This window comes from Pseudonocardia xishanensis (genome assembly GCF_039541715.1).
Classification (GTDB): domain Bacteria; phylum Actinomycetota; class Actinomycetes; order Mycobacteriales; family Pseudonocardiaceae; genus Pseudonocardia; species Pseudonocardia xishanensis.
This window is the reverse complement of record NZ_BAABGT010000003.1, coordinates 39,329-61,032: the sequence shown is the minus strand read 5'-3', so window position 1 is coordinate 61,032 and position 21,704 is coordinate 39,329. Positions and strand designations below refer to the sequence as shown.

Here is a 21,704-nt window from a genome sequence, read left to right as displayed (position 1 = left end):
TCTCTCGTCACACGTACTGGCGGGTCAGCCACTCGGCCACGACGGCGGGACGCTCGGAGCCCTCCAGCTCGACGGTGACCGTCGTGGTGAGCTGCACCGCACCGTCCTTGGTCCGCTCGGCCCCGGCCAGCACGACGCTGCCGCGCACCTTGCTGCCCACCGGAACGGGCGCGGTGAACCGCACCTTGTTCAGGCCGTAGTTGATGCCCATCCGCACGCCGTCGATCCGGTAGACCTGCGCGACGAGCACGGGCAGCAGGGACAGCGTGAGGAAGCCGTGGGCGATCGTGGTGCCGAAGGGGCCCTGCGCCGCGCGCTCCGCGTCCACGTGGATCCACTGGTGGTCGCCGGTCGCCTCGGCGAACTGGTCGATGTGGGACTGCTCCACCGTCACCCACTCGGAGGTGCCGAGGTGCTCCCCCACGAGCCCGCTGATCTCGTCCACACCGTTGAAGACGCGCATACCCACCCTTTCCCCACTGCCGTCGGTCCGGGGCCACACTGCCACAACGAACAGGGCGGGCGGGGCGGTCGTGGGCCGGCTAACGAGGTGTTCGGTCAGCGCACGAACGCGCCGGTGAACTCCAGCCGGACCGGACCCCCTCGCGACTCGGCCGCGCCGGGCGCGGCGATCACCGCGTGCAGCACGATCTGGATCCGACGGCCGGGGAGCGGTCGCATCCGGAACACCCCCTGGACGCGGTGCGCGGCCCCCTCGGGCGGCTCCGGACCGGACTCCTCGTCGGGGGTCAGCGCGGGGCCTGCGCGCAGCAGCCCCCGGACGGCGACGACGTCGTGCCGGATCCGACGCAGGTCCGCGCAGGCGAGCCACCGCGGTCCGGCGGGACCGCCGGCCTCGCCCGCGGGCTCCGAGAACTCCACGCTCAGCTCCGGGTCCGCCCCGAAGACGGGCAGCACGAGCACCCCCCAGCCGACGGGGGCGGTGAGGTCCGCGACCCGCGGCCGCCGGACGACCGCGCTCGCGGCGGGCGCGTCGAGCAGGTGGACCGCCGCGGCCCCGGGATCGGGCGAACGAGGGTCGGTGAGCTCCGCCGTCATCGCCACCTCCTCGGCCGTGTCGTCCTGCGGACAGGGCGCCATGCGCCCCGGAACGGACAACGACGGCCCCGGTCGCTGGTTTTTCGGCAGCCCGCCGAGAAACACGGACACGACCGCAGCCGGTGACGACGCCGAGGGGTCCGCCACCCGAAAGGGGCGACCCCGTTCCGGGTTCGGGTCCCGTCGTCACCAGGGGCTCCGTCTGCTGGATCACAGTTCTCACCCCAACGTGCCACGATCCACCCGCTTTCCGGTCAATCTGCGGATTCGCATTTCGTCGGCGGATCTCCCCACGTTTCGTAACGCCGGGGAAATGGGGATTTCCTAGAGTCGCGGCGTGTGGATCAGGCTGGCGGTGCTCGTGCTCGTGGCACTGCTGTGGCCGGTCGGGGTCGCCGCCGCCGCCCCCGTGTCCACCCCCGAGCCCGGAGCCCTGCTCACCAGCGCGCCCGCGCGGGTGCAGATCGCCGTCGAGGAGCGGGTCACCGACCTGCAGATCCTCGTCACCGACGCGGCGGGCGTCCGGCGAGACGTCGGTGCTCCGGCGGTCCACGGGCCCGTCGGGGCGGTGGACCTCACCCCCGGGTTGGCCGCGGGCAGCTACACGGTCGACTGGCGGCTGCGGGACCCGGACGGGAGCCTCCGCTCCGGGACCTTCCTGTTCACCCTCGCCCCCGCCGTCGAGACCGCGGCGTCGGCCCGGGACACGGGTCCGACCGGTCGGCGCCACCCGACGGCCCTCTGGCTCGCGGCCGGGCTGGTCGTGGTGGTCGGCGGCCTCGCGCTCGTCCGTTCCGCAGGCCGCGTGCGCCGCTGAGCGACCGCCGTCCGCGACGGCGCTGCTCCGTTCGGCGTTGCCGGGGCACGCCCACTATCGTGCGGCTGGCGGTCTGAGCGGGGGTGGAGCAGGGGATGGACCAGGAGGCGGCGGCTCCCGCGACGCCCCCGGGCACGGTCCACGAGGGCGTCCCGTACGCCTCACCGGACCGGTTGGCCGCCGAGCTGGCCGCCCCGCTGGGCCGGGCCCTGGAGGCGGGCGAGTCCGTCATCGCGGTGCTGGACCCGGAGAACCGCGCCGCCCTGTCCGCGGCGCTGGGCTCCGCCGCCGTGGACGTCGAGTGGCTGGACATGGTCGAGGTGCACCGGGTGCCCGCGTTCACCGTGGCGATGCGCTGGGCCCGGCTGACCCGCCGCGCGGCCCGGCCCGAGCAGCGCACCACCGTCGTCGCCCAGCACACCGAGCTGCCCGGGGTGGACCGCGGGCACTGGGCGCGGCTGGACGCGGGTCTGACGGTCGCGCTCGCCGATCTCCCGATCACGATGCTCTGCGCCTGTCACGAGACCGGCGACCTGGACCTGCTGCGTGCCACGCACCCCACCCTGCGGATGGGGGGCTCGAGCCTGCCCGCGGGCCCGCTGCGGGACCCGGTGGAGCTGGTCGCCGAGTTCCCGCCGCCGCCCCCGGCCGACCTCGGGCCGCCGTTGGCCGCGCTGTCGTTCACCCTCGACACCCTGGCGGCCGTCCGCAGGCTGGTCGCCGAGACCGGCCCGCGGACCGGGCTGGACCCCGAGCACACCGCCGATCTCGTGCTGGCGGTCAACGAGATCGCCACCAACAGCGTCGAGCACGGCCCGGGCGCGGGCGAGCTGCGGATCTGGGGCGGGCCGAGCACCGTCGCGGAGGTGTTCGACGTCGGGTCGATGGACGTGCCGTTCCCGGGCATGGTCCCGCCACCCCCGTCCGGGGAGCGCGGGCGCGGGCTCTGGCTCGCCTCCGAGCTGACCGACGTGCTGCAGGTGTGGAGCGACGAGACCGGCACCACCGTCCGACTCTTCGTCGACAGCGGTGAGTGAGGCGGTCGCGCGCTTCGTGGCCCTGGTCCGCGGACCGGAGCCCCCGCTGGACGAGGCCGCCCTCGCCCTGGCCGCAGGCGCCGCCCCCGACCTCGATCCCGCCCCGTGGCTCGCGGAGCTGGACCGGCTCGCCGCGGGCGTGGACTCGCTGCCCGCCCTGGTCCGCAGGCTCTTCGTGGAGGAGGGCTTCACCGGCAACAGCGGCGACTACTCCGATCCGCGCAACTCGCTGCTGCCGGACGTGCTGACCCGCCGCACCGGCATCCCGATCACGCTGGCCGTGGTGTGCATCGAGGTCGGCAGGCGGGCGGGCATCGCGCTGGAGGGCGTCGGGATGCCGGGCCACTTCCTCGTGCGCGTGCCCTACACCGGCCACCACCTGGACGTCTTCGACCACGGCAGGCGGCTGGACCGCGCGGCCTGCGAGGCGCTGTTCCGGGCCGCGACGGGCTCGGACGCACCCTTCGGCGCGCACCTGCTGCCGCGCGCGTCCACCCGGGACATCCTGCTGCGGATGCTGGAGAACCTGCGCACGGTGCAGCGCCACCGGGGTGGGCCCGCGGACCGGGAGTGGGTGCTGCGGATGCGCCTCGCCCTGCGCCCCGACGCCGCCGCCCTCACCGAGCTGGGCGAGGTCCTCGGCGAGCAGGCCCGCTGGGACGAGGGCGCCCGCCTGATCTCGACCTTCCTCGACGGCGGCGACCACCCACCGGAGGTCGCCCGCCACCTCCGCCACCAGGCGGCCGCGCTCCTCGCCCACCTGAACTGAGGCGGGCTACCGTTCTGTCCATGGCGCAGGATGTGGGGGCGAAGGCCTCCCGCGGGCCGGAGATCCAGTCGGTGGCGCGGGCCTCGGCGGTGCTGGGCGTCGTCGTCGACAGCGGCGACGGCCTCACGACCACCGAGATCGCCAAGGCCACCGGGCTGACGGTGAGCACCGTGCACCGGTTGGCGCATACCCTGGTCGCGGGCAACCTGCTCTGCCGGGACGCCGAGCGCTTCCTGCCCGGCCCGCTGCTGCTGCGCCTGGCCCGCAAGGCCCTCGGCGCGAGCGGGGTGCCCGAGGCCGCGGACGTGCTCAAGGAGCTCGCCGACCGGACCGGGGAGACCGCGAGCATCGGGATGCGCCGCGGGGACGAGGTCCTCGTGCTGTTGTCCGTCCCGTCCACCCGCGCGCTGCGCTACATCGGGCGCCCGGGGGCGCGGGTCCCGCTGCTCGAGTCCGCGATCGGCTGCGCGATCGTCGCGTTCGGCAGTGATCCCGTGCAGCAGGCCGCGGAGGTACTCTCCCGCGCCGGCGCCGCCGGTCCCGAATCGTGGGCCGCGGAGGTCGACCTGCTGGCCACCCAGTTCCGGGGCTACGCGGTGCTCGACGATCCCCACGACCCCGCGTTGCGGGCCGTGGCCGCCCCCGTCGTCGGGGCGAGCGAGCACGTCCGGATGGGGGTCGAGATCCAGGGCCCGACCAGCAGGCTCCCGGACGAGCGGCTGGACGCGCTGGGGTCGGTCGTGCGCGCCGCTGCCGACGCCCTGGAGGGCCTGCCGGTGTCCCTCGCGTTCAGCGACTTCTGACCGGACATTTGCCGCTTCGCCCAGCTCCTGACCGGACATTCCGCGATGCGCAACAAATTCCCGCATCCTGCAAAGACCCGTTGACCGCAGCGGAACGCGATGCCTAACCTCGGAGCGACCCGAGCGGGAGGAGGCGAGGACCATGGGCACGGACGAGATCGTCGTGTCGCCGAACCATGTCGTCTTCGACCTCCCCGAGATCGTCGCCGTGCACGAGGGGCTGTTCGAGGCGGCCGGGCTCGCGGTGCGCTTCGCGGACGCCACGGACCGTTCGGCCGACCACGAGCGCAACCCCGCGGCCCGGCACAAGGAGTCGCAGTTCACCGCCGCGCAGGCGGATGTCTACAACGTCTGTGAGTGGGGCGGGATCGACCGGCTGGAGCGGGACACCCGCGGCGGCCGGATCGGGCACCTGCGCGCGGCCGTCGTGGCGCAGGCCCTGGTCAGCATCGACCCGGAGCTCAACGAGCCGCACGACCTGGCCGACGTGCCGCTCGCGGTGAACCTCTACACCGGCTCGCACTACACGGCCCTGCACCTGCTGGAGGGGACGGTCCCGCGCGAGCGGATCACGCTCGTGCACGCCGGTCCGCCCGCCCAGCGCCTCGAGCGGCTCCTCGGGGGCGACTCGCGGGCCACGATGCTGATGGAGCCCTTCCTGTCCCTCGCGCTGAGCCGCGGGGCGCACGTGCTGGGCACCTACACCTACCGGGGCTCGCAGGTCGTGGCGCCGCACCTCACCGCCGCGCAGCAGGAGGCGTACCGGGGCGCCGTCGACAAGGCCGTGGACCTGATCAACGGCGACCGGGCCCGCTGGGCCCCCACGATCGCCGCCGAGGCCGGCCTCGAGCCGGCCCTGCTGCGCCCGGACTACCACCGCTACACGCACCTGGTGCCGTTCACGGAGCGCCGCTTCACCGAGACCTACGCCTGGATGCGCTCGTGGCGACTGACGGACGGCCGCTCCGGTTACGAGACCCTGCGGGCGATGCGATGAGGCTGACCAGCCGCAGGCACATCGACCTCTGTCGGATCAACGGCGGGACGTGTCCGGGCCACTAGCCCCGCGTCGATCCTCCGCCACACCCTCCCGGCTCTGCCTCGTCGGCCTGCGCCGTCGTCCCGCCTGCCCGCCCCCGGCCCCACCGCCCCGGGCCGCCCCTCCAGGAGTCCCCATGCCCGCACGTCCCCCGCTGCTCGACCGCGGCCTCGACCGCCGCTCCCTGCTCCGCGCCGGCCTGTTCGGCGCCGGTCTCGTCGCCACCGCGCCGCTGCTGGCCGCGTGCGGCGGCGCCCCCACCGGCGGGACACTCGCGGCCCGCGTCGAGGACACCCAGGCGGGCACCGCCGGTGCGGTGATCCGGCCGATCAGCGAGCAGAACCACCTGGTCGGGAACCTCGACCTGACCTACGTGGCGGGCTCCGGCCCCGGCGACGTGCAGAACAAGCTGCTCTCCGGCGCGCTCGACGTGGCCAGCATGGGTCCGCTCGGGGCGGTCGTCGCCGGGGAGGCGGGCGCGGACCTGGTGATCTTCTCCACCAGCCTGAACAACCACGTGCGCTGGCTCGTCCCGGAGAACAGTCCCTACCGCACCATCGCCGACCTGCGCGGCAAGAAGATCGCGACGCCGCCGAACAACTCCGACGCCTTCCGCTCCACGCAGCTCGCGGTCGCCGTCAACGGCGGTGACCTCGCCGCGGACCACCAGCTCTTCCCCGGCGCCGTGCTCGCCGGTCTGGCGCTGTTCGACCGCGGCGACGTGGACGCGATCGTGACCATCGAACCCAACGCGACCCGGCTCGTCGGCAAGGGCGCCCGCCAGCTCGCCACGGTCGGCGAGCTGTGGTCGCAGGGCACCGGCGAGGACCCGAACGCGCTGTTCCTCAACGGTCAGGGCGCCACCCGCACCTGGGTCGACGGCAACCGGGAGACCGCGGCCGCGCTCGCCACCCTGCGGCTGAAGGCGCACCAGGTCGTCCAGGAGAACCCGCAGGTCCTCGCCGACCTGGCCGACGCCTACGGCATCCCCGCCGAGGAGAAGGCCGCGATCGCGCTGCTCCCGGAGCGGATGAAGAACGTCTACCCGGTCGCCTGGGGCGAGTCCGTGTTCGCCAACCTCCGCCGCCAGACCGAGGTGGCGCAGCAGGTCGGTCTGATCAAGGCCACGCCCGCGCAGGTGCCGTGGCTGGACCTCGGAGGGTCGGCGTGACCGCGACCGAGGTCCGACCCACCCGCGTGTCCGCGGCCCTCACCGCCGCCCCGAAGCCCCAGGGCGGCCTGCGGTTCCTGCCCGCCCTGCTGTTCCTCGTGCTCCTCGCGGGCGCGTGGCAGCTCATGGCGGTCCTGTTGGACAGCGTGCTCGTCCCCGGCGTCCCGGCGATCGCCGCGGAGCTGGTCGACATCGTGTCGGACGGGGCGTTCCTGGACCAGCTGGGTATCACCGTGCTGCGCGTCGCGCTCGGGTTCGCACTGGCGTTCGTCGTCGCGGTGGCGATCGGGATCGCGATGGGGCGCTCCGCGTTCGCCCGGCGGTTCTTCGAGCCCGCGGTGCTGCTGGGGCTCACCATCCCCGGGCTGGTCTGGGCGCTGCTGTGCGTCATCTGGTTCGGCATCGACCTGGTCAACCCGGTCGCCGCCGTCGCGCTGTCCGCGGCACCCGCGCTGATGCTGCAGATCTACCAGGGCACCCGGTCCGTCGACCCCGACCTGCTGGAGATGGCGCACGTCTACCGGTTCTCCCGCACCACCCGGCTGCGCAAGCTGTGGCTGCCCGCCCTCGCGCCGTCGCTGTTCGCCGGGGCACGGCTGGGCCTGTCGCTGGGCTGGAAGGTGATCGTGCTGGTGGAGGTGTTCGGCATGTCCTCCGGCGTCGGCTACCAGCTCAACAACGCCTTCGCGGCCCAGAACGTGGCCGCGGTCCTGGCCTGGACGCTGCTGTTCGCGGTGGTCATGGCGATCCTGGAGTACGGCGTCCTGCAGGGTCTCGAACGCAGGGTCTCCCGCTGGCGCAAGGCGGTGTCGGTGTGACCGTCACCCTGGCGGGGATCGGCAAGACCTTCGTCGACGCCCGCAGCGGCACCCCCCAGCAGGTCCTCGCGAACTTCTCGCTGACCGTCGAGCCCGGGGAGCTGGTCGCCGTCGTCGGCGCGTCCGGCACCGGGAAGACCACGCTGCTGCACCTCGTCGCGGGCCTGGTGCAACCGGACACCGGCACCGTGGAGACGGGCGACCCGCGGCTGGGCATCGTCTTCCAGCAGCCCCGGCTATTGGACTGGCTATCGGTGCGCGAGAACATCACGCTGGCCTGCGACCACCCCGCCCTGGCCGACGAGGTGCTCGCAGCCGTCGGGCTCACCGACTATGCGGGCTCCTACCCGACGGTGCTCTCCGGCGGCCAGCGCCAGCGCGTCGCCGTGGCCAGGGCATTCGCCGTCGAGCCCGACCTGGTGCTACTCGACGAACCCTTCTCCGCGCTCGACGAGCTCACCGCCCGCAGGCTCCGGCTGCTCCTGCAGGACCTCTGGATGCAGCGCCCGCGGACCGGTCTGCTGGTGACCCACAACCCGCTCGAGGCCGCCCTGCTCGCCGACCGCGTGATCGTCCTCGCGGGACGGCCCGCCCGGATCGCCGCGGAGTACCGCGTCGACCACGCGCGGCCGCGGTCCGCCGAGGACCCCCACCTGTTCGACCTCCACTCCCGCATCGTCTCCGCGCTGTAAAGGAAGGAACCGCCATGACCCGCCCCACGGTGACCATGGAGCTGCTCTCCCTGGTCTTCTCGCTGCCCCAGCTCGTCGCGAAGGACGAGGGCTACTTCGACGACGAGGGCGTCGACGTGCAGTTCGTGACCAAGGAGTACGCCAAGCCGGGCATCTCCCCGCTGGAGGACCACGAGCTGCTCAGCTCCTTCGGCTCCACCAAGTCGCACTTCGAGTCCGGCGAGGCCTCGCTCTACCGCGCCTGCGAGTGGGGCCAGGTCCGCCGGACCCAGGACACGACCGTCGGCGGGCGGATCGTGTCCAAGCGCGCCGCCGTCAACGGCCAGGCGATCATGGTCCGCGGCGACCACCCGGCGACCCACCCGCAGGACCTCGCGGGCAGGACCGTCGCGGTGAACTTCCACCACGGCTCGCACTACGTCGCGTTGCAGACCCTCGAGGGCTTCCTGCCCCGCGAGGAGATCGCGATCGCCCACTACGGCGGCCCGCAGGCCCGCTTCGAGGCGCTGCGCGACGGCACCGTCGAGGCGGCGGCGCTGATGGAGCCGTGGATCACCCTGGCCGAGAAGCAGGGCTACAAGGTGCTCGCGGAGGCGTTCTACGTCGGTGCGGAGATCGCCAGCCCGGACGTGGACGAGGACACCTACGAGCGGATCAACCGTGCGGTCGTCCGGGCGGTCGCGAAGATCAACGAGGACCCGCGGCCCTACCTGCACCACCTCACGAACGAGATCCCGGCCGAGCTCGGATCGGTGGCCCCGGAGGAGATCCCGCTCGGTCGGCTGCGCTACGTCGACCCGGCGCCGTACCCGCAGGACCAGTTCCAGCGCACCTACGACTGGATGGTCTCGTGGGGCCTGATCGAGGACACCAACTCCTACGACTCCGTCGTGAAGAACCTGGTCCAGGTCTGACGTGACGACGGTCCGGCCACGCCCGGCCATCCGGGCGTGGCCGCTCTACGCCGGGGGGTTCCTCGGCCCGTACGCCAGCACCATGGTCACGCCGATGGTGCACGAGGTCGCGGCGGGCCTGGGCTCCACGCCGGAGCTCGCGGCGGGCGCGGTGACCGCATACATGCTGCCGTTCGCGGCGTTGATGCTGGTCAGCGGCACGCTCGCCGAGCGGTGGGGCCGGGCCCGCACGATGCAGGTCTCGCTGGTGCTGTTCGTGCTGTCCTGCGCGGCGTGCGTGCTGGCGCCGTCGATGGGCTGGTTCCTCGCCGCGCGCGCGGCGCAGGGCGCGACCAACGCCTTCACCACCCCGCTGCTCGTCGCCGCGATCACCGACCTGGTCCCCCGGGCCCGGTTGGGACGCGCGCTGGGGCTGTTCGCTGGGCTGCAGGCGGCCGGGCAGGCGGCCAGCCCGCTGGTCTCCGGGCCGTCGGCCGCGCTGGACTGGCGGCTGGCCTTCGCGTTCCCCGCCGTCGTCGCGCTGCTGCTGGCGGTGCTCCCGCCGACGATGACCACCGGTGCCCCGCGGGGTCGGCCGTCGGTCATGGCCCTCGCCAACCGGGACCTCGCCCTGGCCTGTGGGCTGTCGTTCCTCTGCTACCTCGCCGCCGTCGGGTTGACCGTGCTGTCGATCCTGCGGGCGCAGGAGGAGTTCGGGCTCGGCCCGTGGGAGCGCGGACTGCTCGCGGCCGCGTTCGGTGTAGCGGGCCTGCTCGCCGCGCCGCTGCTCGGCCGCAGGCTGGACGCGTTCGGGCCCCGGCGCACCGGGGTCGCGATGAACGTGCTGCTCGCGGTGGGTCTGCTGGCCGCCGCGCTCGGGCCGTCGGTATTCGTGCTGGGGCTCGGGATCGCGGCGGTGGGGATCGCGGTGACCGGGCTGCGGACCACGGTCAACTCGGTGGCCGCGACGAGTGCGCCCGACAACCGGGCGGGGGCCGCGTCGCTGGCGTTGTCCTTCCAGTTCTTCGGCGGGGCGCTCGCCCCGGTGCTCTGGGTGCCGCTGCACACCGCGTTCGGCGCCCTCGGCTTCGCGGCCACGGCGGTGGCGCCGCTCGTGGCGCTCGCCCTGACGGCGGTGAGCCGCCCCCGCACCTGAGGGTCGCGCGGGCCGTCGGGATAGCGTCGACGGGTGCTGGCACTGATCACCAACGACGACGGCATCGACTCCCCGGGGCTCGCGGCCCTGACCCGCGGCGCCCTCGCGGCCGGGTTCGAGGTGGTCGTGGCCGCGCCGCACGTCGACTCCACCGGGGTCGGCGCCTCGGTGTACGCCGTCGCGGAGGAGCGCCGCGTCAAGGTGCACGAGCGGCCGCTGCCGGGCCTGGACGTGCCCGCCTTCTCCGTCGAGGGCCACCCCGCCTTCATCGTGCACTCGGCCTTCGAGGGCTGGCTCGACCGGCTGCCGGACGTCGTGCTCTCCGGGATCAACATCGGCGCCAACGTGGGCGGCTCGGTGATCCACTCCGGCACCGTCGGCGCGGCGCTGACCGCGGCCATGCACGGCCGGTCGGCGCTCGCGACCTCGTTGGACTGCGGGCTCGCCGTCGCCGCGGAGGCGAACTGGGAGACGGTGCTCGCCGTGCTGCCGGAGAGCCTCGCCCTGCTCGCGGGCAGGCCCGCGGGGTCCGTACTGTCGCTCAACGTGCCCGACCGCCCCGCCGCGGAGATCGGTCCGCTGCGCGAGGCCGCGCTGGCCGCGGTCGGGGCGGTCCAGGTCCGCATCGCCCACACGAGTGGGGTGGACGGGGCGCCCGCCACCCTCCAGGCCACGATCGAGAGCCCGGACGAGCCCTCCGAGCCCGGCACGGACGTCGCGCTGCTCGCCGCGGGCCACCCCACGATCACCCAGCTGCGGTCCGTGTCGGCCGTCCCCGGCCTGCTGTGACGCGGCGCCACCCCGAGGTCACCCGTCGGAGGACTTCAGGCCACCCGCCGTTCACCTGACCGGCCCCGTCGTCCGCGGCCGCGGGGACCCTGCGACACGCAGCGTCCCCGGATCGGGCGTGACGAGTGGCATAGCCCACACTGTCGCAATGGGTGACGGGCAGCAGCGATACGAGTGGTCGACCCGCTTCGCGCGTTCGGTGGCCGAGGAACTTCGCGGCGGTGTGGCCGCGGGGGCACTGACCTGGGCGGAGGCGGACATCCTGCTCGCCCGCCTGCGGACCGTCGTCGAGCAGGCGCTGGAGCCGACGCCGGTCGGCTGACTAGTGCTCGTCACCGCCGGTGAGCAGCTCCTCGAGCTCGTCGGCGACGTGGGTGACGTGCTTGAAGGGCCCGTCGAACGCCGCGAGCTCGCCCTCGTGCAGCGGGATGGCGTGCCGGAACACCACCACGCCGTCCTGCGCGACGACGCCGCCGATCGCGGACTCGCCCGCCTTCGTCAGCAGGTGGGGCAGGTCCAGGTCGGACAGCTTGCCCACCGGGGAGGCGATCTGCGCGCCGGGCTCGCCGTCCGGCCCGGTGACGCTCCGGACGACGACGAGCTGGGTGCGCTCGGCCGTCGTCGGGAGGTTGAACCACAGCTCGGTCTCGGCCGAGCGCATGATCTCGTACCGCACCCGGACGTAGGACACCAGGTCGTCCCAGCTCGCCACGTCGGCTCCTCCCCTCGGCGCCGGACGCTCCGACGCTCGCGGAGGCCGACCCTACTGGAGCCCGAGGGTCCGGGCGATGAGCATCCGCTGCACCTCGCTGGTGCCCTCGCCGATCTCCAGGATCTTGGCGTCCCGGTAGAACCGCCCGACCGGGTACTCGTTCATGAAGCCGTAGCCGCCGAAGACCTGGGTGGCGTCTCGCGCGTTGTCCATCGCGGCGTTCGAGGCGACGAGCTTCGCGATGGCCGCCTCCTTCTTGAACGGCTTGCCCGCCAGCATCTTCGCCGCCGCCGCATAGTAGGCCAGGCGCGCGGTGTGCGCGCGGACCTCCATGTCGGCGATCTTGAACTGGATCGCCTGGTAGGTGCCGATGGCGTGGCCGAAGGCCTCGCGCTCGTGGGCGTAGCGGACCGACTCGTCGACACACCCCTGCGCCAGACCGACCGACAGCGCCGCGATCGCGACCCGGCCCTCGTCCAGGATGGACAGGAACTGGGCGTACCCGCGACCGCGCTCGCCGAGCAGGTTCTCGGCGGGCACCCGGACGTCGTCGAAGAACAGCTCGCGGGTGTCGGAGGCCGACCAGCCGACCTTGGAGTACTTCTCGCTGACCGTGAACCCCGGGGTACCGGACGGGACGACGATCGCCGAGATCTCCTTCTTCCCGCCCTCGCGCTCCCCGGTGACCGCGGTGACGGTGACCAGCTCGGTGATGTCGGTGCCGGAGTTGGTGATGAAGCACTTCGACCCGTTGATCACCCACTCGTCCCCGTCGAGCCTCGCGGTGGTGCGGGTGGCGCCCGCGTCCGACCCGCCGCCGGGCTCGGTCAGCCCGAAGGCGCCCAGCTTCTCGCCTGCCGCGAGCTGCGGCAGCCAGCGCGCCTGCTGCTCCGCGGAGCCGAAGCGGGCCAGCGGCATCGCCCCCAGCGAGACCCCGGCCTCCAGGGTGATCGCCACGGAGGAGTCGACCCGGGCGAGCTCCTCGAGGGCCAGGCACAGCGCGAAGTAGTCCCCGCCCATGCCGCCGTACTCCTCGGCGATCGGCAGCCCGAACAGGCCCATCGCGCCCATCTTCGCGACCAGCTCGTACGGGAACTCGCCGCGCTCGTAGAAGCCGCCGATGACCGGCGCGACCTCCTTCTGCGCGAAGTCCTCGACGGTGGCCCGCAGGGCCGCGTGCTCCTCGCTGAGTTCGAGGTCCATGGCTGTCCCTTTCGACGTCCGACAGCACCAGGTTAACGTTCACTAACCTCGGGCGCCAGCACCGGCCGCCGACCCGGGCGGCCCGGGCCGGCCTACGGTGGACGCGTGCGCCTGCTCCTGGTCGAGGACGAACGCCCGCTCGCGGAGATGGTCCGTCGGGGCCTCGCCCGGGAGGGGCACGGCGTGGACCTGCGCCACGACGGCCCCAGCGGCCTCGACGCCGCGATCCGCGGCGGCTACGACGTGGTGATCCTGGACATCATGCTGCCGGGGCTGTCCGGGTACCGGATCCTCGAGCGGCTGCGGGCGGCCGGCGTGTGGACGCCGGTCCTGATGCTCACCGCCAAGGACGGCGAGTACGACGAGGCGGACGCCTTCGACCTCGGCGCGGACGACTACCTCACCAAGCCGTTCTCCTTCGTCGTGCTGCTCGCACGGCTGCGGGCCCTGCAGCGCCGCTCGGGCGAGGCCCGGCCGGCGGTCCTGGAGGTCGGCGACCTGCGGCTGGACCCCGCCCGCCACCGGGTGCACCGCGGGGACACCGAGATCACGCTGACCCCGCGCGAGTTCGGGGTGCTGGAGCACCTCATGCGACACGCGGGTGAGGTGGTCACCAAGACCGACATCCTGCGCGCGGTCTGGGACGCCCACTACGACGGCGAGGTCAACGTCGTCGAGGTGTACGTGGGCTACCTGCGCAAGAAGATCGACGTCCCCTTCGGCACCCAGAGCATCGAGACCCTCCGCGGGGTCGGTTACCGGATGCCCGAACCCGCCTGACGACGTCCTCAGCGGCCGGGTGGGACCGTCGGGATCGGGCCGGTGGGGTTGACGTCCGCGGGTGAGGGGGCGTCGCCCAGGCGGATCGGGACCGGGCGGGGCAGGACAGGGGTGCGCGGCGCCGGGCTGGGGCGTCGCCCCGACGTCGGCGGGATCCGGGCGGGCAGGGTCGGCGGCTCCGGGCGGTCGTCGAACAGCTCGGGACCGGGCTCGGGTTCCGGCTGGGGCGGTCCGGCCTCGACCAGCGGGAGCCGCAGCCGGAACAGAGCACCACCCAGCTCGGACTCGGCGACCTCGACAGTTCCGCCGTGTACCGCCACGATCTCCCGCACGATCGCCAGCCCGAGCCCGGCGCCTCCGTCCGAGCGCGCGCGGGACTCGTCCAGCCGCACGAAGCGCTCGAAGATCCGGTCCCGGTCCGCCGGGGACACCCCAGGGCCGTCGTCGGCGACCTCGACCAGGGCCGTCGGGCCGTCCGCCGTGAGGGAGACCAGGACCCGGGTACGGGCGTGCCTGCGCGCGTTGTCGACCAGGTTGCGCACGGCACGCACCAGCTGCGCGCGGTCGCCGGAGACCCGGACGGGATCGGCGCGGACCTCGGGGGCGACCCCGCCGACGTCCGACGGGCGCCCGCGCTCGGCCTCCACGATCTCGTCGAGGTCGACGTCCTCGCGGTTCGGCTGCAGCCCCCGCTCGTCCGACCGGGCGAGCAGCAGCAGGCCGTCGACCAGACGGTCCAGCCTGCCCGCCTCCCCGCGCAGGGTGCGCACGGTGGAGCGGTCGGCCGGGGCGACGCTGCCGTCGAGCAGCTCCAGGCCGGAGGCGATCGTGGCCAGCGGGCTGCGCAGCTCGTGGCTGGCGTCGGCGACGAAACGGCGCTGGGTCGTCTGGGCGCCGTCCAGCCGGTCCAGCAGCTGGTTCATGGTCACCGCGAGCCTGCCGACCTCGTCCCGCGCGGGCGGGACCGGCACCCGCCCGCTCAGGTCGCGGTCCGACATCCCGGCCACCCGCGCCCGCATCGCCTCGACCGGGCGCAGGGCCCGGCCCGCGAACAGGTACGTGGCCCCGCCGACGAGCACCACCAGCACCGGGACCCCGAACAGCACCATGACCAGCACGGTGTCGACCGCGCGGTGCAGGAAGTCCACCGGCTGCGCGGCGAGCACGGTGAAGTGCTGCCCGGTCGGTGGGAACTCGAAGCCCTTGGCGACCACCAGGACCTCGACGTCCTTGCCCTCGTTCAGGGTGACCCACGAGTCGACGACCTCGACGTCCCCGGGCCGGACGAGCACGTCCGCCATCAGCGGGTACTCGGGCAGCGGATCGGACGAGCCGATGTTCTGGACGTCCGGCGGATGTCCGGGATCGGCGTTGTAGTCGGTGACGACCTCGACGTAGTCCGAGCGCTTCCCGGTGGCCAGGATGCCGTTGCGCTTGATGTCCTCGGAGCCCGCGAAGTTGGCCGCGACCCGCTCGCCCAGCTGCGTGGCCTGCTGGTCGGCGGCACTCATCAGCTGCATCCGCAGCAGCGTGTTGAGCCCGAGGACCAGGGCCGCACCGGCCACCAGGAGCACCACCGCGACGGTGATCGCCGCGGCCAGCGCGGTCGTCGTCCGGACGCCGAGGCGTGCGCGCAGGCGGTCGCGCACGCCTGATCCCGGTGCGCGCGCCATGGGAGCAGGGTAAACGCCCGGTCCTGAAGTCCGGCTGAGACGGAGCCGACCGCCGGCACTGGGTAGGCTGACCGGCCATGGCGGCGCCGAACCTCTCGCGCCGGGAGCAGATCCTGCGCACCGCGGCCGTCCTCTTCGCCCGGCACGGGTACCACGGCGTGAGCATCGCCGAGCTCGGTGCGGCCGTGGGGATCAGCGGGCCCGCGCTGTACCGGCACTTCCCCGGCAAGGAGGCGCTGCTCGCCGAGCTCCTGGTGGACATCAGCGAGCGGCTGCTCGCGGGCGGGCGCGAACGGGCGGGCGGTGAGCCCGCCGCCGTGCTGGCCGCGCTCGTGGACTTCCAGCTCGCGTTCGCGCTGCGCGAGCCGGAGCTGATCGTGGTCCAGGACCGTGACCTCGACAACCTGTCCGCGGAGGACCGCAGGCGGGTCCGCCGGGTGCAGCGGACCTACGTCGAGATCTGGGTCGACACCCTGCGCCGGCTGCATCCCCACCTGGGGGTCGACGAGGCCAGGGTGGCCGCGCACGGCGCGTTCGGACTGCTCAACTCCACCCCCCACAGCGGGTCACGGAGCAGCCCGGACGAGGTCGCGGGCCTGCTGCGGCGCATGGCCCTCGAGGCGCTCTCCACCCTCTGACCAGCCCGGCCACACCGCCAGCCGCAGCCCGTTGAGGCAGACCAGGACGGTCGACAGCTCGTGGCCCGCGACGCCGACGGCGAGCGGCAGCGTCCCGACGAGGTCCCAGGCCACCAGCCCCACGATCACCGCCGCCGCGAACGCCAGGTTGACCCGCGCGGTCCGCCGGGCCCGGCGCGCCAGCCGCACGAGCGGGGCGAGCGCGCCCAGCGGATCGCGCAGCAGCACCCCGTCGGCGGCCTCGACCGAGAGCGTGGCCGCCCCGTCCCCCACCGCGAGCCCGACGTGGGCCCCGGCGAGCAGCGGCGCGTCGTTGAGCCCGTCGCCGACCGCGAGTGCGTGCTCGGGCAGCAGGGCGTGCTTGTCCGCCGGGCTGAGACCCGCCCTGACCTGCGATATCCCGGCCCGCTCGGCGAGCGCGCGAGCCGGGCCGACGGCGTCGCCGGTCAGCAGGGTGGGCTCGCCGACGGTCGCGCGGAGCCCGTCGATCGCGTCGCGCGCCCCGGGCCGCGGCTCGTCGGCCAGCCCGAGCACGCCGACCGCCTCCCCGCCCACCCTCACGACGACCGCGGTCCATCCCCGCCGCTCCACCCGAACGACGAGCGCGGCGAGGTGATCCGCCCCCTCGGCACGTTTCGTGCCGTGAGGGCTGCATGATCGCCGATCGTGTGTCGTCAGCGCTGTGCCCACCGCGCTCTCGGCACGCAGGGGGCGATCGCGGTCCCCGGCGTCGAGGTCGGGGCGGCCCACCGTGACACGCACGCTCGCCCCGTCCCGCGTCACCAGCGCGACGATCCCCTCGCCGGGCAGCGCGGTGGTGTCGCGGGCATCCGGCACCCGCAGGTCCCGGCGCTGCGCCGCCGCCACGATCGCCCGGCCGAGTACGTGTTCGGAACCCTGTTCGGCCGCCGCGGCCAGCGCGAGCACCTCGTCCGGCGAGCAGTCGACGACCGCCTCGACCGACCGCACCTCCGGACGCCCCGAGGTGACCGTGCCGGTCTTGTCCAGGACGACCGCGTCGACCTCGGCGAGCGCCTCCACCACGCCCGCCTCCTTCAGCAGCACCCCGCGCCGGCCCGCCACCGCGATCGCGGCGAGCAGCGGGGGCATCGTGGCGAGCACGATCGCGCACGGCGAGGCCACGATCATGAAGGTCATCGCGCGCAGCAGCGCCGACCGCAGGTCCGCACCGAGCACCAACGGCACCACGAAGACCGCGACCGCCGCCAGAACGACGATCACCGAGTAGCGCCGCTCGATCCGCTCCACCCACAGCTGGCGCGTCGACTTGGTCTCCGCGGCCCGCGCGACCTGGGCCGCGATCCCCGCGACGACCGACTCGCGGGGATCCGTCGCCACCCGCACCCGCAGAACGCCGGTGCCGTTGAGGGTTCCCGCGAAGACCTCGTCACCGGTCCGCCGGGGAACGGGGAGGGGCTCGCCGGTCAGGCTCGAGGCGTCGATCTCGCCGGCCCCCGCGAGCACCGTCCCGTCGGCGGGCACCTTCTCACCCGGCCTGACGACGACCTCGTCCCCGACCAGCAGATCCGCGGCGCGCACGGTCACGGTGTCTGCCTCGACCCCCGCCGCCGACCCGGGTTCCCGGCACACCACGCGGTGCGCGGTCTCGGGCGCGAGGTGGAGCAGGCCGGTGATGCCCGCCCTGGTCCGCGCCGTCATCACCGCTTCGAGGGCGCCCGACCCCGCGAAGATGACGATCAGCAGCGCGCCGTCGAGGTACTGGCCGATCGCGGCCGCGCCGAGCGCCGCGACGATCATGAGGAGGTCGACGTCGAGCGTCCGCTCCCGCAGCGCCTGCAGCCCGGACCGGGCGGGTTCCCAGCCACCGGCGACGTAGCAGGCCGCGTACAGCAGCGCGACGAGCGGCCACGGCGCGCCCCAGAGGTCGGCGGGTACCGCCAGGGCGAATGCGGCGAGGGCGAGCGCGGCGGACCGCACCTCCGGGAGGGAGAGCATGCGCACCAACATACCTTCGCACACAGGAAGATACGCATACAGCAACGGACACATCTGTATGACCGCTCAGGTGTTCGGTAGACTCGCCGCGTGCACGAGGGCATACCGGACTTCGCGATGCCGCCCGAGGACCAGGTCAGGCGGGCGGCGGACGCACTGCGCATGCTCGCCGACCCCACCCGGATCAAGATCCTCTGGGCCCTGCTCCAGGGCGAGACGTCGGTGGCCTGCCTCGCCGAACTCGTCGGCGCCGCCCCCACCGCGGTCAGCCAGCACCTCGCGAAGCTGCGCCTCGCGGGCCTGGTCGAGGGCCGCCGCGAGGGCACGTTCGTCTACTACACCGCGGAGAACGCGCGCGTCCGCAGGCTGCTCACCGAGGCCCTCGGCGAGTCCGCGGACCTCCCACGCTGACTCCTCACAGCTCCACGACCAGCTCGCCCGCCTCCTCGCGCACCGGATGCACCGCCACCCCCGGCCCCTCGGGGCACGAGCCGTCCGCGAACGAGTAGGCCCGCATGTGCAGCGGGCACACGACCTTGCGCGCATCGAGCTGGCCGTCGGCGAGCGGGCCCCCGGCGTGCGGACACGTCGCGTCCAACGCGCGCAGGGACGAGTCCCGCAGCCGGAACACGGCGATCTGCCTGCCCTCGACCGAGAACCCCCGGCCCTCCCCGACCGGCACCTGCGACGCCGGGCCCAACCGGTGTGCCGTCAGCCCGGGGGCGCTCACCGCGCCACCCCCGCGGGCGACGACGAGCCGTCCCTGATCGGCACCTGCGGCAGCGGGATCAACGGCAGGGAGTCGTGGAACTGTCCCTCCGTCGCGGGTTCCCGCCCCTCCAGCCAGGGATCGCGGTAGGCGTCCACCGCGGCCTGCATCCGCTCCTCCAGCCCCGCGACGATCCCGTCGCGGTCCTCGACCAGCAGCGCGCGCAGCTCGTCCACCCCGACCCGCGGGACGAAGTCGTACGTCCGCTCCAGCCAGCGCCCGTTCTCCCGGTAGTACTGCATGAACACCCCGGTGAGCCGCAACGCCTCGTCCCGGCCGTCCACGGTCGCCAGCACGTCACCCTGCCGCACCGAGGCACCGGCGGCGCCGCCGACCAGCACGTCCCACCGATCGTCCCCGACCGCGACGATCCCGATGTCCTTGACCAGCGCCTCCGAGCAGTTGCGCGGGCACCCGGCCACCGCGAGCTTGAGCTTCGCGGGGCTCTCCAGGCCCTTGTACCGCTCCTCGATGTCGATCCCGAGCTGCGTGGAGTCACCGAGGCCGTAGCGGCAGAAGTCCGTCCCGACGCAGGTCTTCACCGTGCGCATCGACTTGCCGTAGGCGTACCCGGACGGCATGTCCAGGCTCTCCCACACGGCGGGCAGGTCCTCCTTGCGGACGCCGAGCAGGTCGATCCGCTGCCCGCCCGTCACCTTGATCATCGGGATCTCGAACCGGTCCGCGGTGTCCGCGATCCGACGCAGCTCCGCCGCCGTCGTCACGCCGCCGGACATCCGGGGGACGACGGAGAAGGTGCCGTCCCGCTGGATGTTCGCGTGCACCCGGTCGTTGATGTACCTCGCGTCCCGCTCGTCGACGTACTCGCCCGCCCAGATCACCGTGAGCAGCGAGGAGAGCGCCATCTTGGACCCCGCGTCCTCGCCGTCCGGGGCGAGCGCCGCGAACACGGACGAGACGCTGCGCAGCCCCCGGGCCCGGATCGCCTCGATCAGCGTGGGCTTGTCCAGCGGGATCGCAGGCACGTACCAGGACGCGGACTCATCCGGCGCCGACGAACCACCCGCCCACTCCACGATCTGCGCGACCAGCGACTTGCACGAGCCGCACCCCTTGCCCGCGCGGGTCGCGGCCATCACCTCCGCGACCGAGCCGCAGCCCCCGGCGACGGCCCCGCACAGGTCGCCCTTCGTGACCCCGTTGCAGTTGCAGACCTGCACCGAGTCGTCCATCTCCGCGGCGCCCTCGGCCTCCGACGGCCCGGCCAGGGAGAACAGCAGCTCGACGCGCTCCTCGGGCAGCGGCAGCCCGCGGTCGAAGCTCTGCGTCAGGAAGGCGACCTTGTCCGTCTCCCCGACGAGCGTGGCGCCCACCAGCCTGCCCTCGCGGATCACCACCGACTTGTAGACGCCGCGGCGCGGCTCGGAGAACCGGACGAACTCGTCGTCCTCCTTCTCCGGCCGCTTGAGCCCCATCTGCGCGACGTCGACGCCCGCCACCTTGAGCTTCGTCGCGTTCCGCGAGCCGTGGTAGGCCGCCTTCGGGTCCGCGCCGGTGAGCACGTCCGCCAGCACCGCGGCCTGCTCCCACAGCGGCGCGACCAGCCCGTAGACCTCGCCGCGGTGCTGGCAGCACTCGCCGACGACGAAGATGTCCGGGTCGTCCACGGAGCGCATCTGGTCGTCGACGACGATCGCCCGCTCCACCGTCAGCCCCGAGACGACGCCGAGGCCCACGTTGGGCCGGATGCCCGCGGTGACCACGACCATGTCCGCGTCGATCGCCGAGCCGTCCTTGAGCACCACCCCGGCGACCGAGCCGGTGGACCGGATCGCGGCCGGGCGCTGTCCGGTGTGGACGGTGATACCGACCTCGTCCTCCAGGATGCGACGCAGGATGGCGCCCGCCTCCTCGTCCAGCTGCTGGCTCATCAGCACCGCGCCGCCCTGGACCACGTGCACGTCCAGCCCGTGCTTGCGCAGCCCGTACGCCGCCTCCAGGCCGAGCAGCCCCCCGCCGATCACGACGGCGGACGAGTGGTCCTGGGCGTAGTCCAGCATCGCGGTGGTGTCGTCCAGGGTGCGGAACCCGAAGACGCCCGGGGTGAGCGTGCGGTCGTCCACCCACATGCCGTCCATCGGCGGGAAGAACGTGCGGCTGCCCGTCGCGATGATCAGCCTGTCGTAGGGCAGGACCTGGCCGTCGTCGGAGAACACCTTGCGCGCGAACCGGTCCACCCGCACCACGCGCACCCCGGCGTGCAGGGTGATGTCGTTGTCGCGGTACCAATCGAGCGGGTTGAGGTAGATGTCGTCCGACTCGTCGCCCGCCAGCACGTGGCTGAGCATGATCCGGTTGTAGTTGCCGTACGGCTCGTCGCCGAACATGGTGATCGCGAACCGCTCGGCCCCGCCGCGCGCGAGGATCTCCTCCACCGCGCGGGCCCCCGCCATCCCGTTCCCGACGACGACGAGCTGCTCCTTCGCCGCCATCCTCAGACCTCCACCAGGCCGAGGTCGACGACCACGGTGCCGGTGAGGCCCTCGCGCGCGGCCAGGTGCACCTCGAGGACGGTGCCCTCGTCCAGATCCTCCACGACCGCCAGCGGCACGTGGGTGCTCGCCCGGGCGCCGATCGGGAAGTAGCGCATCGGGGCGCCGTCGCGGACCAGCACCACCGTGACCAGCTCGTCCGTGCTGTTGCCGCCGCGGAAGTAGAGCGGCTGCGTGACCACCCCCGGGGGCACCGTGTAGCGGAGTCCGGCCTCGAGCAGCACGGGCTTGTCGATCCCGGCCCCCTCGACACCGAAGATGCCCTGCAGGAAGGTGGGCTTGCTGATCATCCGGCGGTCTCCTCGTGGTGGTGGACCACCCAGCCTCGGGGACCGCTGTTACTCGGGCGTGCACTGTCCGTTACGGGCATCTCAGGTCGCTGAGCGTGACCGTGTG

At 73.6% G+C, this 21,704-nt stretch carries 23 protein-coding genes and 2 pseudogenes; 15 read left to right on the top strand and 10 right to left on the bottom strand.

The features are described from left to right. Positions 1-7 precede the first annotated feature (7 nt). Both ABD993_RS00665 and ABD993_RS00660 read right to left on the bottom strand, forming a co-directional pair. The gene (locus ABD993_RS00665; RefSeq protein WP_345411614.1) at positions 8-463 is read right to left on the bottom strand and encodes a MaoC family dehydratase; all 456 of its coding nucleotides are present in this window, start codon (positions 461-463) and stop codon (positions 8-10) included. 95 nt (positions 464-558) lie between these two features. After that, positions 559-1,059 carry a hypothetical protein gene (locus tag ABD993_RS00660; protein WP_345411612.1) on the bottom strand — a complete coding sequence of 167 codons (501 nt, stop codon included), beginning with the start codon at positions 1,057-1,059 and terminating at the stop codon, positions 559-561. 337 nt (positions 1,060-1,396) lie between these two features. Between ABD993_RS00660 and ABD993_RS00655 the strand changes: the two genes are divergently transcribed. The 12 genes from ABD993_RS00655 to ABD993_RS00600 all read left to right on the top strand — a co-directional run bounded on the left by ABD993_RS00655 (position 1,397) and on the right by ABD993_RS00600 (position 11,365). Next, positions 1,397-1,876, top strand: coding sequence for a copper resistance CopC family protein (locus ABD993_RS00655; RefSeq protein ID WP_345411610.1), 480 nt, complete (start codon positions 1,397-1,399; stop codon positions 1,874-1,876). 95 nt (positions 1,877-1,971) lie between these two features. Beyond that, the gene (locus tag ABD993_RS00650) at positions 1,972-2,913 is read left to right on the top strand and encodes an ATP-binding protein (protein ID WP_345411608.1); all 942 of its coding nucleotides are present in this window, start codon (positions 1,972-1,974) and stop codon (positions 2,911-2,913) included. Further along, the gene (locus tag ABD993_RS00645; protein ID WP_345411606.1) at positions 2,906-3,682 is read left to right on the top strand and encodes a transglutaminase family protein; all 777 of its coding nucleotides are present in this window, start codon (positions 2,906-2,908) and stop codon (positions 3,680-3,682) included. The genes ABD993_RS00650 and ABD993_RS00645 overlap by 8 nt, the downstream gene beginning before the upstream one ends. Before the next feature lie 20 nt (positions 3,683-3,702). After that, a complete protein-coding gene (locus ABD993_RS00640; RefSeq protein WP_345411604.1) occupies positions 3,703-4,485 on the top strand; it encodes an IclR family transcriptional regulator in 783 nt (260 codons plus the stop codon). Positions 4,486-4,627: 142 nt separating this feature from the next. Continuing rightward, positions 4,628-5,482 (top strand): substrate-binding domain-containing protein, encoded by an 855-nt coding sequence (locus ABD993_RS00635; protein ID WP_345411602.1) that lies wholly within the window; start codon positions 4,628-4,630, stop codon positions 5,480-5,482. Between the two features lie 178 nt (positions 5,483-5,660). Next, positions 5,661-6,695 carry an ABC transporter substrate-binding protein gene (locus tag ABD993_RS00630; protein WP_345411600.1) on the top strand — a complete coding sequence of 345 codons (1,035 nt, stop codon included), beginning with the start codon at positions 5,661-5,663 and terminating at the stop codon, positions 6,693-6,695. Continuing rightward, positions 6,692-7,513, top strand: coding sequence for an ABC transporter permease (locus ABD993_RS00625; RefSeq protein WP_345411598.1), 822 nt, complete (start codon positions 6,692-6,694; stop codon positions 7,511-7,513). Before ABD993_RS00630 ends, ABD993_RS00625 begins: the two co-directional genes overlap by 4 nt. Next, entirely contained in the window at positions 7,510-8,205 is a 696-nt protein-coding gene (locus tag ABD993_RS00620; protein WP_345411596.1) for an ABC transporter ATP-binding protein, read from the top strand. Before ABD993_RS00625 ends, ABD993_RS00620 begins: the two co-directional genes overlap by 4 nt. Before the next feature lie 14 nt (positions 8,206-8,219). After that, positions 8,220-9,119 (top strand): ABC transporter substrate-binding protein, encoded by a 900-nt coding sequence (locus ABD993_RS00615; protein WP_345411594.1) that lies wholly within the window; start codon positions 8,220-8,222, stop codon positions 9,117-9,119. A gap of 1 nt (position 9,120) precedes the next feature. After that, on the top strand, positions 9,121-10,254 hold the full coding sequence (locus ABD993_RS00610; protein WP_345411592.1) for an MFS transporter: 1,134 nt from the start codon (positions 9,121-9,123) through the stop codon (positions 10,252-10,254). A gap of 33 nt (positions 10,255-10,287) precedes the next feature. After that, positions 10,288-11,043 (top strand): 5'/3'-nucleotidase SurE, encoded by a 756-nt coding sequence (gene surE, locus ABD993_RS00605; protein WP_345411590.1) that lies wholly within the window; start codon positions 10,288-10,290, stop codon positions 11,041-11,043. A gap of 148 nt (positions 11,044-11,191) precedes the next feature. Further along, positions 11,192-11,365 carry a hypothetical protein gene (locus ABD993_RS00600; protein ID WP_345411588.1) on the top strand — a complete coding sequence of 58 codons (174 nt, stop codon included), beginning with the start codon at positions 11,192-11,194 and terminating at the stop codon, positions 11,363-11,365. On the opposite strand, the gene ABD993_RS00595 is transcribed toward ABD993_RS00600, so the two are convergent. Continuing rightward, positions 11,366-11,755 carry a hypothetical protein gene (locus ABD993_RS00595; RefSeq protein WP_345411587.1) on the bottom strand — a complete coding sequence of 130 codons (390 nt, stop codon included), beginning with the start codon at positions 11,753-11,755 and terminating at the stop codon, positions 11,366-11,368. 51 nt (positions 11,756-11,806) lie between these two features. Next, the gene (locus ABD993_RS00590) at positions 11,807-12,958 is read right to left on the bottom strand and encodes an acyl-CoA dehydrogenase family protein (RefSeq protein WP_345411585.1); all 1,152 of its coding nucleotides are present in this window, start codon (positions 12,956-12,958) and stop codon (positions 11,807-11,809) included. A 105-nt stretch (positions 12,959-13,063) separates the two neighbouring features. On the opposite strand from ABD993_RS00590, the gene ABD993_RS00585 reads away from it, so the two are divergent. Further along, the gene (locus tag ABD993_RS00585; RefSeq protein ID WP_345411583.1) at positions 13,064-13,738 is read left to right on the top strand and encodes a response regulator transcription factor; all 675 of its coding nucleotides are present in this window, start codon (positions 13,064-13,066) and stop codon (positions 13,736-13,738) included. Positions 13,739-13,746: 8 nt separating this feature from the next. Here the strand turns inward: ABD993_RS00585 and ABD993_RS36565 are convergent. Together ABD993_RS36565 and ABD993_RS36560 are read right to left on the bottom strand one after the other, a co-directional pair. Then, positions 13,747-14,295, bottom strand: a pseudogene (locus ABD993_RS36565) (ATP-binding protein); the annotation flags it as partial. Positions 14,296-14,442: 147 nt separating this feature from the next. Next, positions 14,443-14,847 (bottom strand): annotated as a pseudogene (locus ABD993_RS36560) (histidine kinase dimerization/phospho-acceptor domain-containing protein); the annotation flags it as partial. 641 nt (positions 14,848-15,488) lie between these two features. On the opposite strand from ABD993_RS36560, the gene ABD993_RS00575 reads away from it, so the two are divergent. Further along, on the top strand, positions 15,489-16,049 hold the full coding sequence (locus ABD993_RS00575; RefSeq protein WP_345411579.1) for an SACE_7040 family transcriptional regulator: 561 nt from the start codon (positions 15,489-15,491) through the stop codon (positions 16,047-16,049). Here the strand turns inward: ABD993_RS00575 and ABD993_RS00570 are convergent. Continuing rightward, positions 15,978-18,026: a heavy metal translocating P-type ATPase gene (locus tag ABD993_RS00570; protein ID WP_345411577.1), complete on the bottom strand. Its 2,049-nt coding sequence runs from the start codon at positions 18,024-18,026 to the stop codon at positions 15,978-15,980. The two genes, ABD993_RS00575 and ABD993_RS00570, sit on opposite strands and share 72 nt — an antisense overlap. A 90-nt stretch (positions 18,027-18,116) precedes the next feature. On the opposite strand from ABD993_RS00570, the gene ABD993_RS00565 reads away from it, so the two are divergent. Continuing rightward, positions 18,117-18,437: an ArsR/SmtB family transcription factor gene (locus ABD993_RS00565; protein ID WP_345411575.1), complete on the top strand. Its 321-nt coding sequence runs from the start codon at positions 18,117-18,119 to the stop codon at positions 18,435-18,437. Between the two features lie 4 nt (positions 18,438-18,441). Here the strand turns inward: ABD993_RS00565 and ABD993_RS00560 are convergent, their stop codons facing one another. From ABD993_RS00560 to ABD993_RS00550, 3 genes are read right to left on the bottom strand one after another with little or no spacing between them, the layout of a single operon-like run. Then, entirely contained in the window at positions 18,442-18,756 is a 315-nt protein-coding gene (locus ABD993_RS00560; RefSeq protein WP_345411573.1) for a Rieske (2Fe-2S) protein, read from the bottom strand. Continuing rightward, a complete protein-coding gene (gene nirB / locus ABD993_RS00555; protein WP_345411571.1) occupies positions 18,753-21,248 on the bottom strand; it encodes a nitrite reductase large subunit NirB in 2,496 nt (831 codons plus the stop codon). The genes ABD993_RS00560 and nirB overlap by 4 nt, the downstream gene beginning before the upstream one ends. A 2-nt stretch (positions 21,249-21,250) precedes the next feature. Next, positions 21,251-21,598: a molybdopterin oxidoreductase gene (locus ABD993_RS00550; protein WP_345411569.1), complete on the bottom strand. Its 348-nt coding sequence runs from the start codon at positions 21,596-21,598 to the stop codon at positions 21,251-21,253. Positions 21,599-21,704: the final 106 nt, after the last annotated feature.

Bases quoted from the DNA above. Each gene is read 5' to 3' on its own strand.
- ABD993_RS00665 (WP_345411614.1), bottom strand. From the start codon at position 463: ATGCGCGTCTTCAACGGTGTGGACGAGATCAGCGGGCTCGTGGGGGAG.
- ABD993_RS00660 (WP_345411612.1), bottom strand. From the start codon at position 1,059: ATGACGGCGGAGCTCACCGACCCTCGTTCGCCCGATCCCGGGGCCGCG.
- ABD993_RS00650 (WP_345411608.1), top strand. From the start codon at position 1,972: ATGGACCAGGAGGCGGCGGCTCCCGCGACGCCCCCGGGCACGGTCCAC.
- ABD993_RS00640 (WP_345411604.1), top strand. From the start codon at position 3,703: ATGGCGCAGGATGTGGGGGCGAAGGCCTCCCGCGGGCCGGAGATCCAG.
- ABD993_RS00635 (WP_345411602.1), top strand. From the start codon at position 4,628: ATGGGCACGGACGAGATCGTCGTGTCGCCGAACCATGTCGTCTTCGAC.
- ABD993_RS00630 (WP_345411600.1), top strand. From the start codon at position 5,661: ATGCCCGCACGTCCCCCGCTGCTCGACCGCGGCCTCGACCGCCGCTCC.
- ABD993_RS00615 (WP_345411594.1), top strand. From the start codon at position 8,220: ATGACCCGCCCCACGGTGACCATGGAGCTGCTCTCCCTGGTCTTCTCG.
- ABD993_RS00600 (WP_345411588.1), top strand. From the start codon at position 11,192: ATGGGTGACGGGCAGCAGCGATACGAGTGGTCGACCCGCTTCGCGCGT.
- ABD993_RS00590 (WP_345411585.1), bottom strand. From the start codon at position 12,958: ATGGACCTCGAACTCAGCGAGGAGCACGCGGCCCTGCGGGCCACCGTC.
- ABD993_RS00575 (WP_345411579.1), top strand. From the start codon at position 15,489: ATGGCGGCGCCGAACCTCTCGCGCCGGGAGCAGATCCTGCGCACCGCG.
- ABD993_RS00570 (WP_345411577.1), bottom strand. From the start codon at position 18,026: ATGCTCTCCCTCCCGGAGGTGCGGTCCGCCGCGCTCGCCCTCGCCGCA.
- nirB (WP_345411571.1), bottom strand. From the start codon at position 21,248: ATGGCGGCGAAGGAGCAGCTCGTCGTCGTCGGGAACGGGATGGCGGGG.
- ABD993_RS00550 (WP_345411569.1), bottom strand. From the start codon at position 21,598: ATGATCAGCAAGCCCACCTTCCTGCAGGGCATCTTCGGTGTCGAGGGG.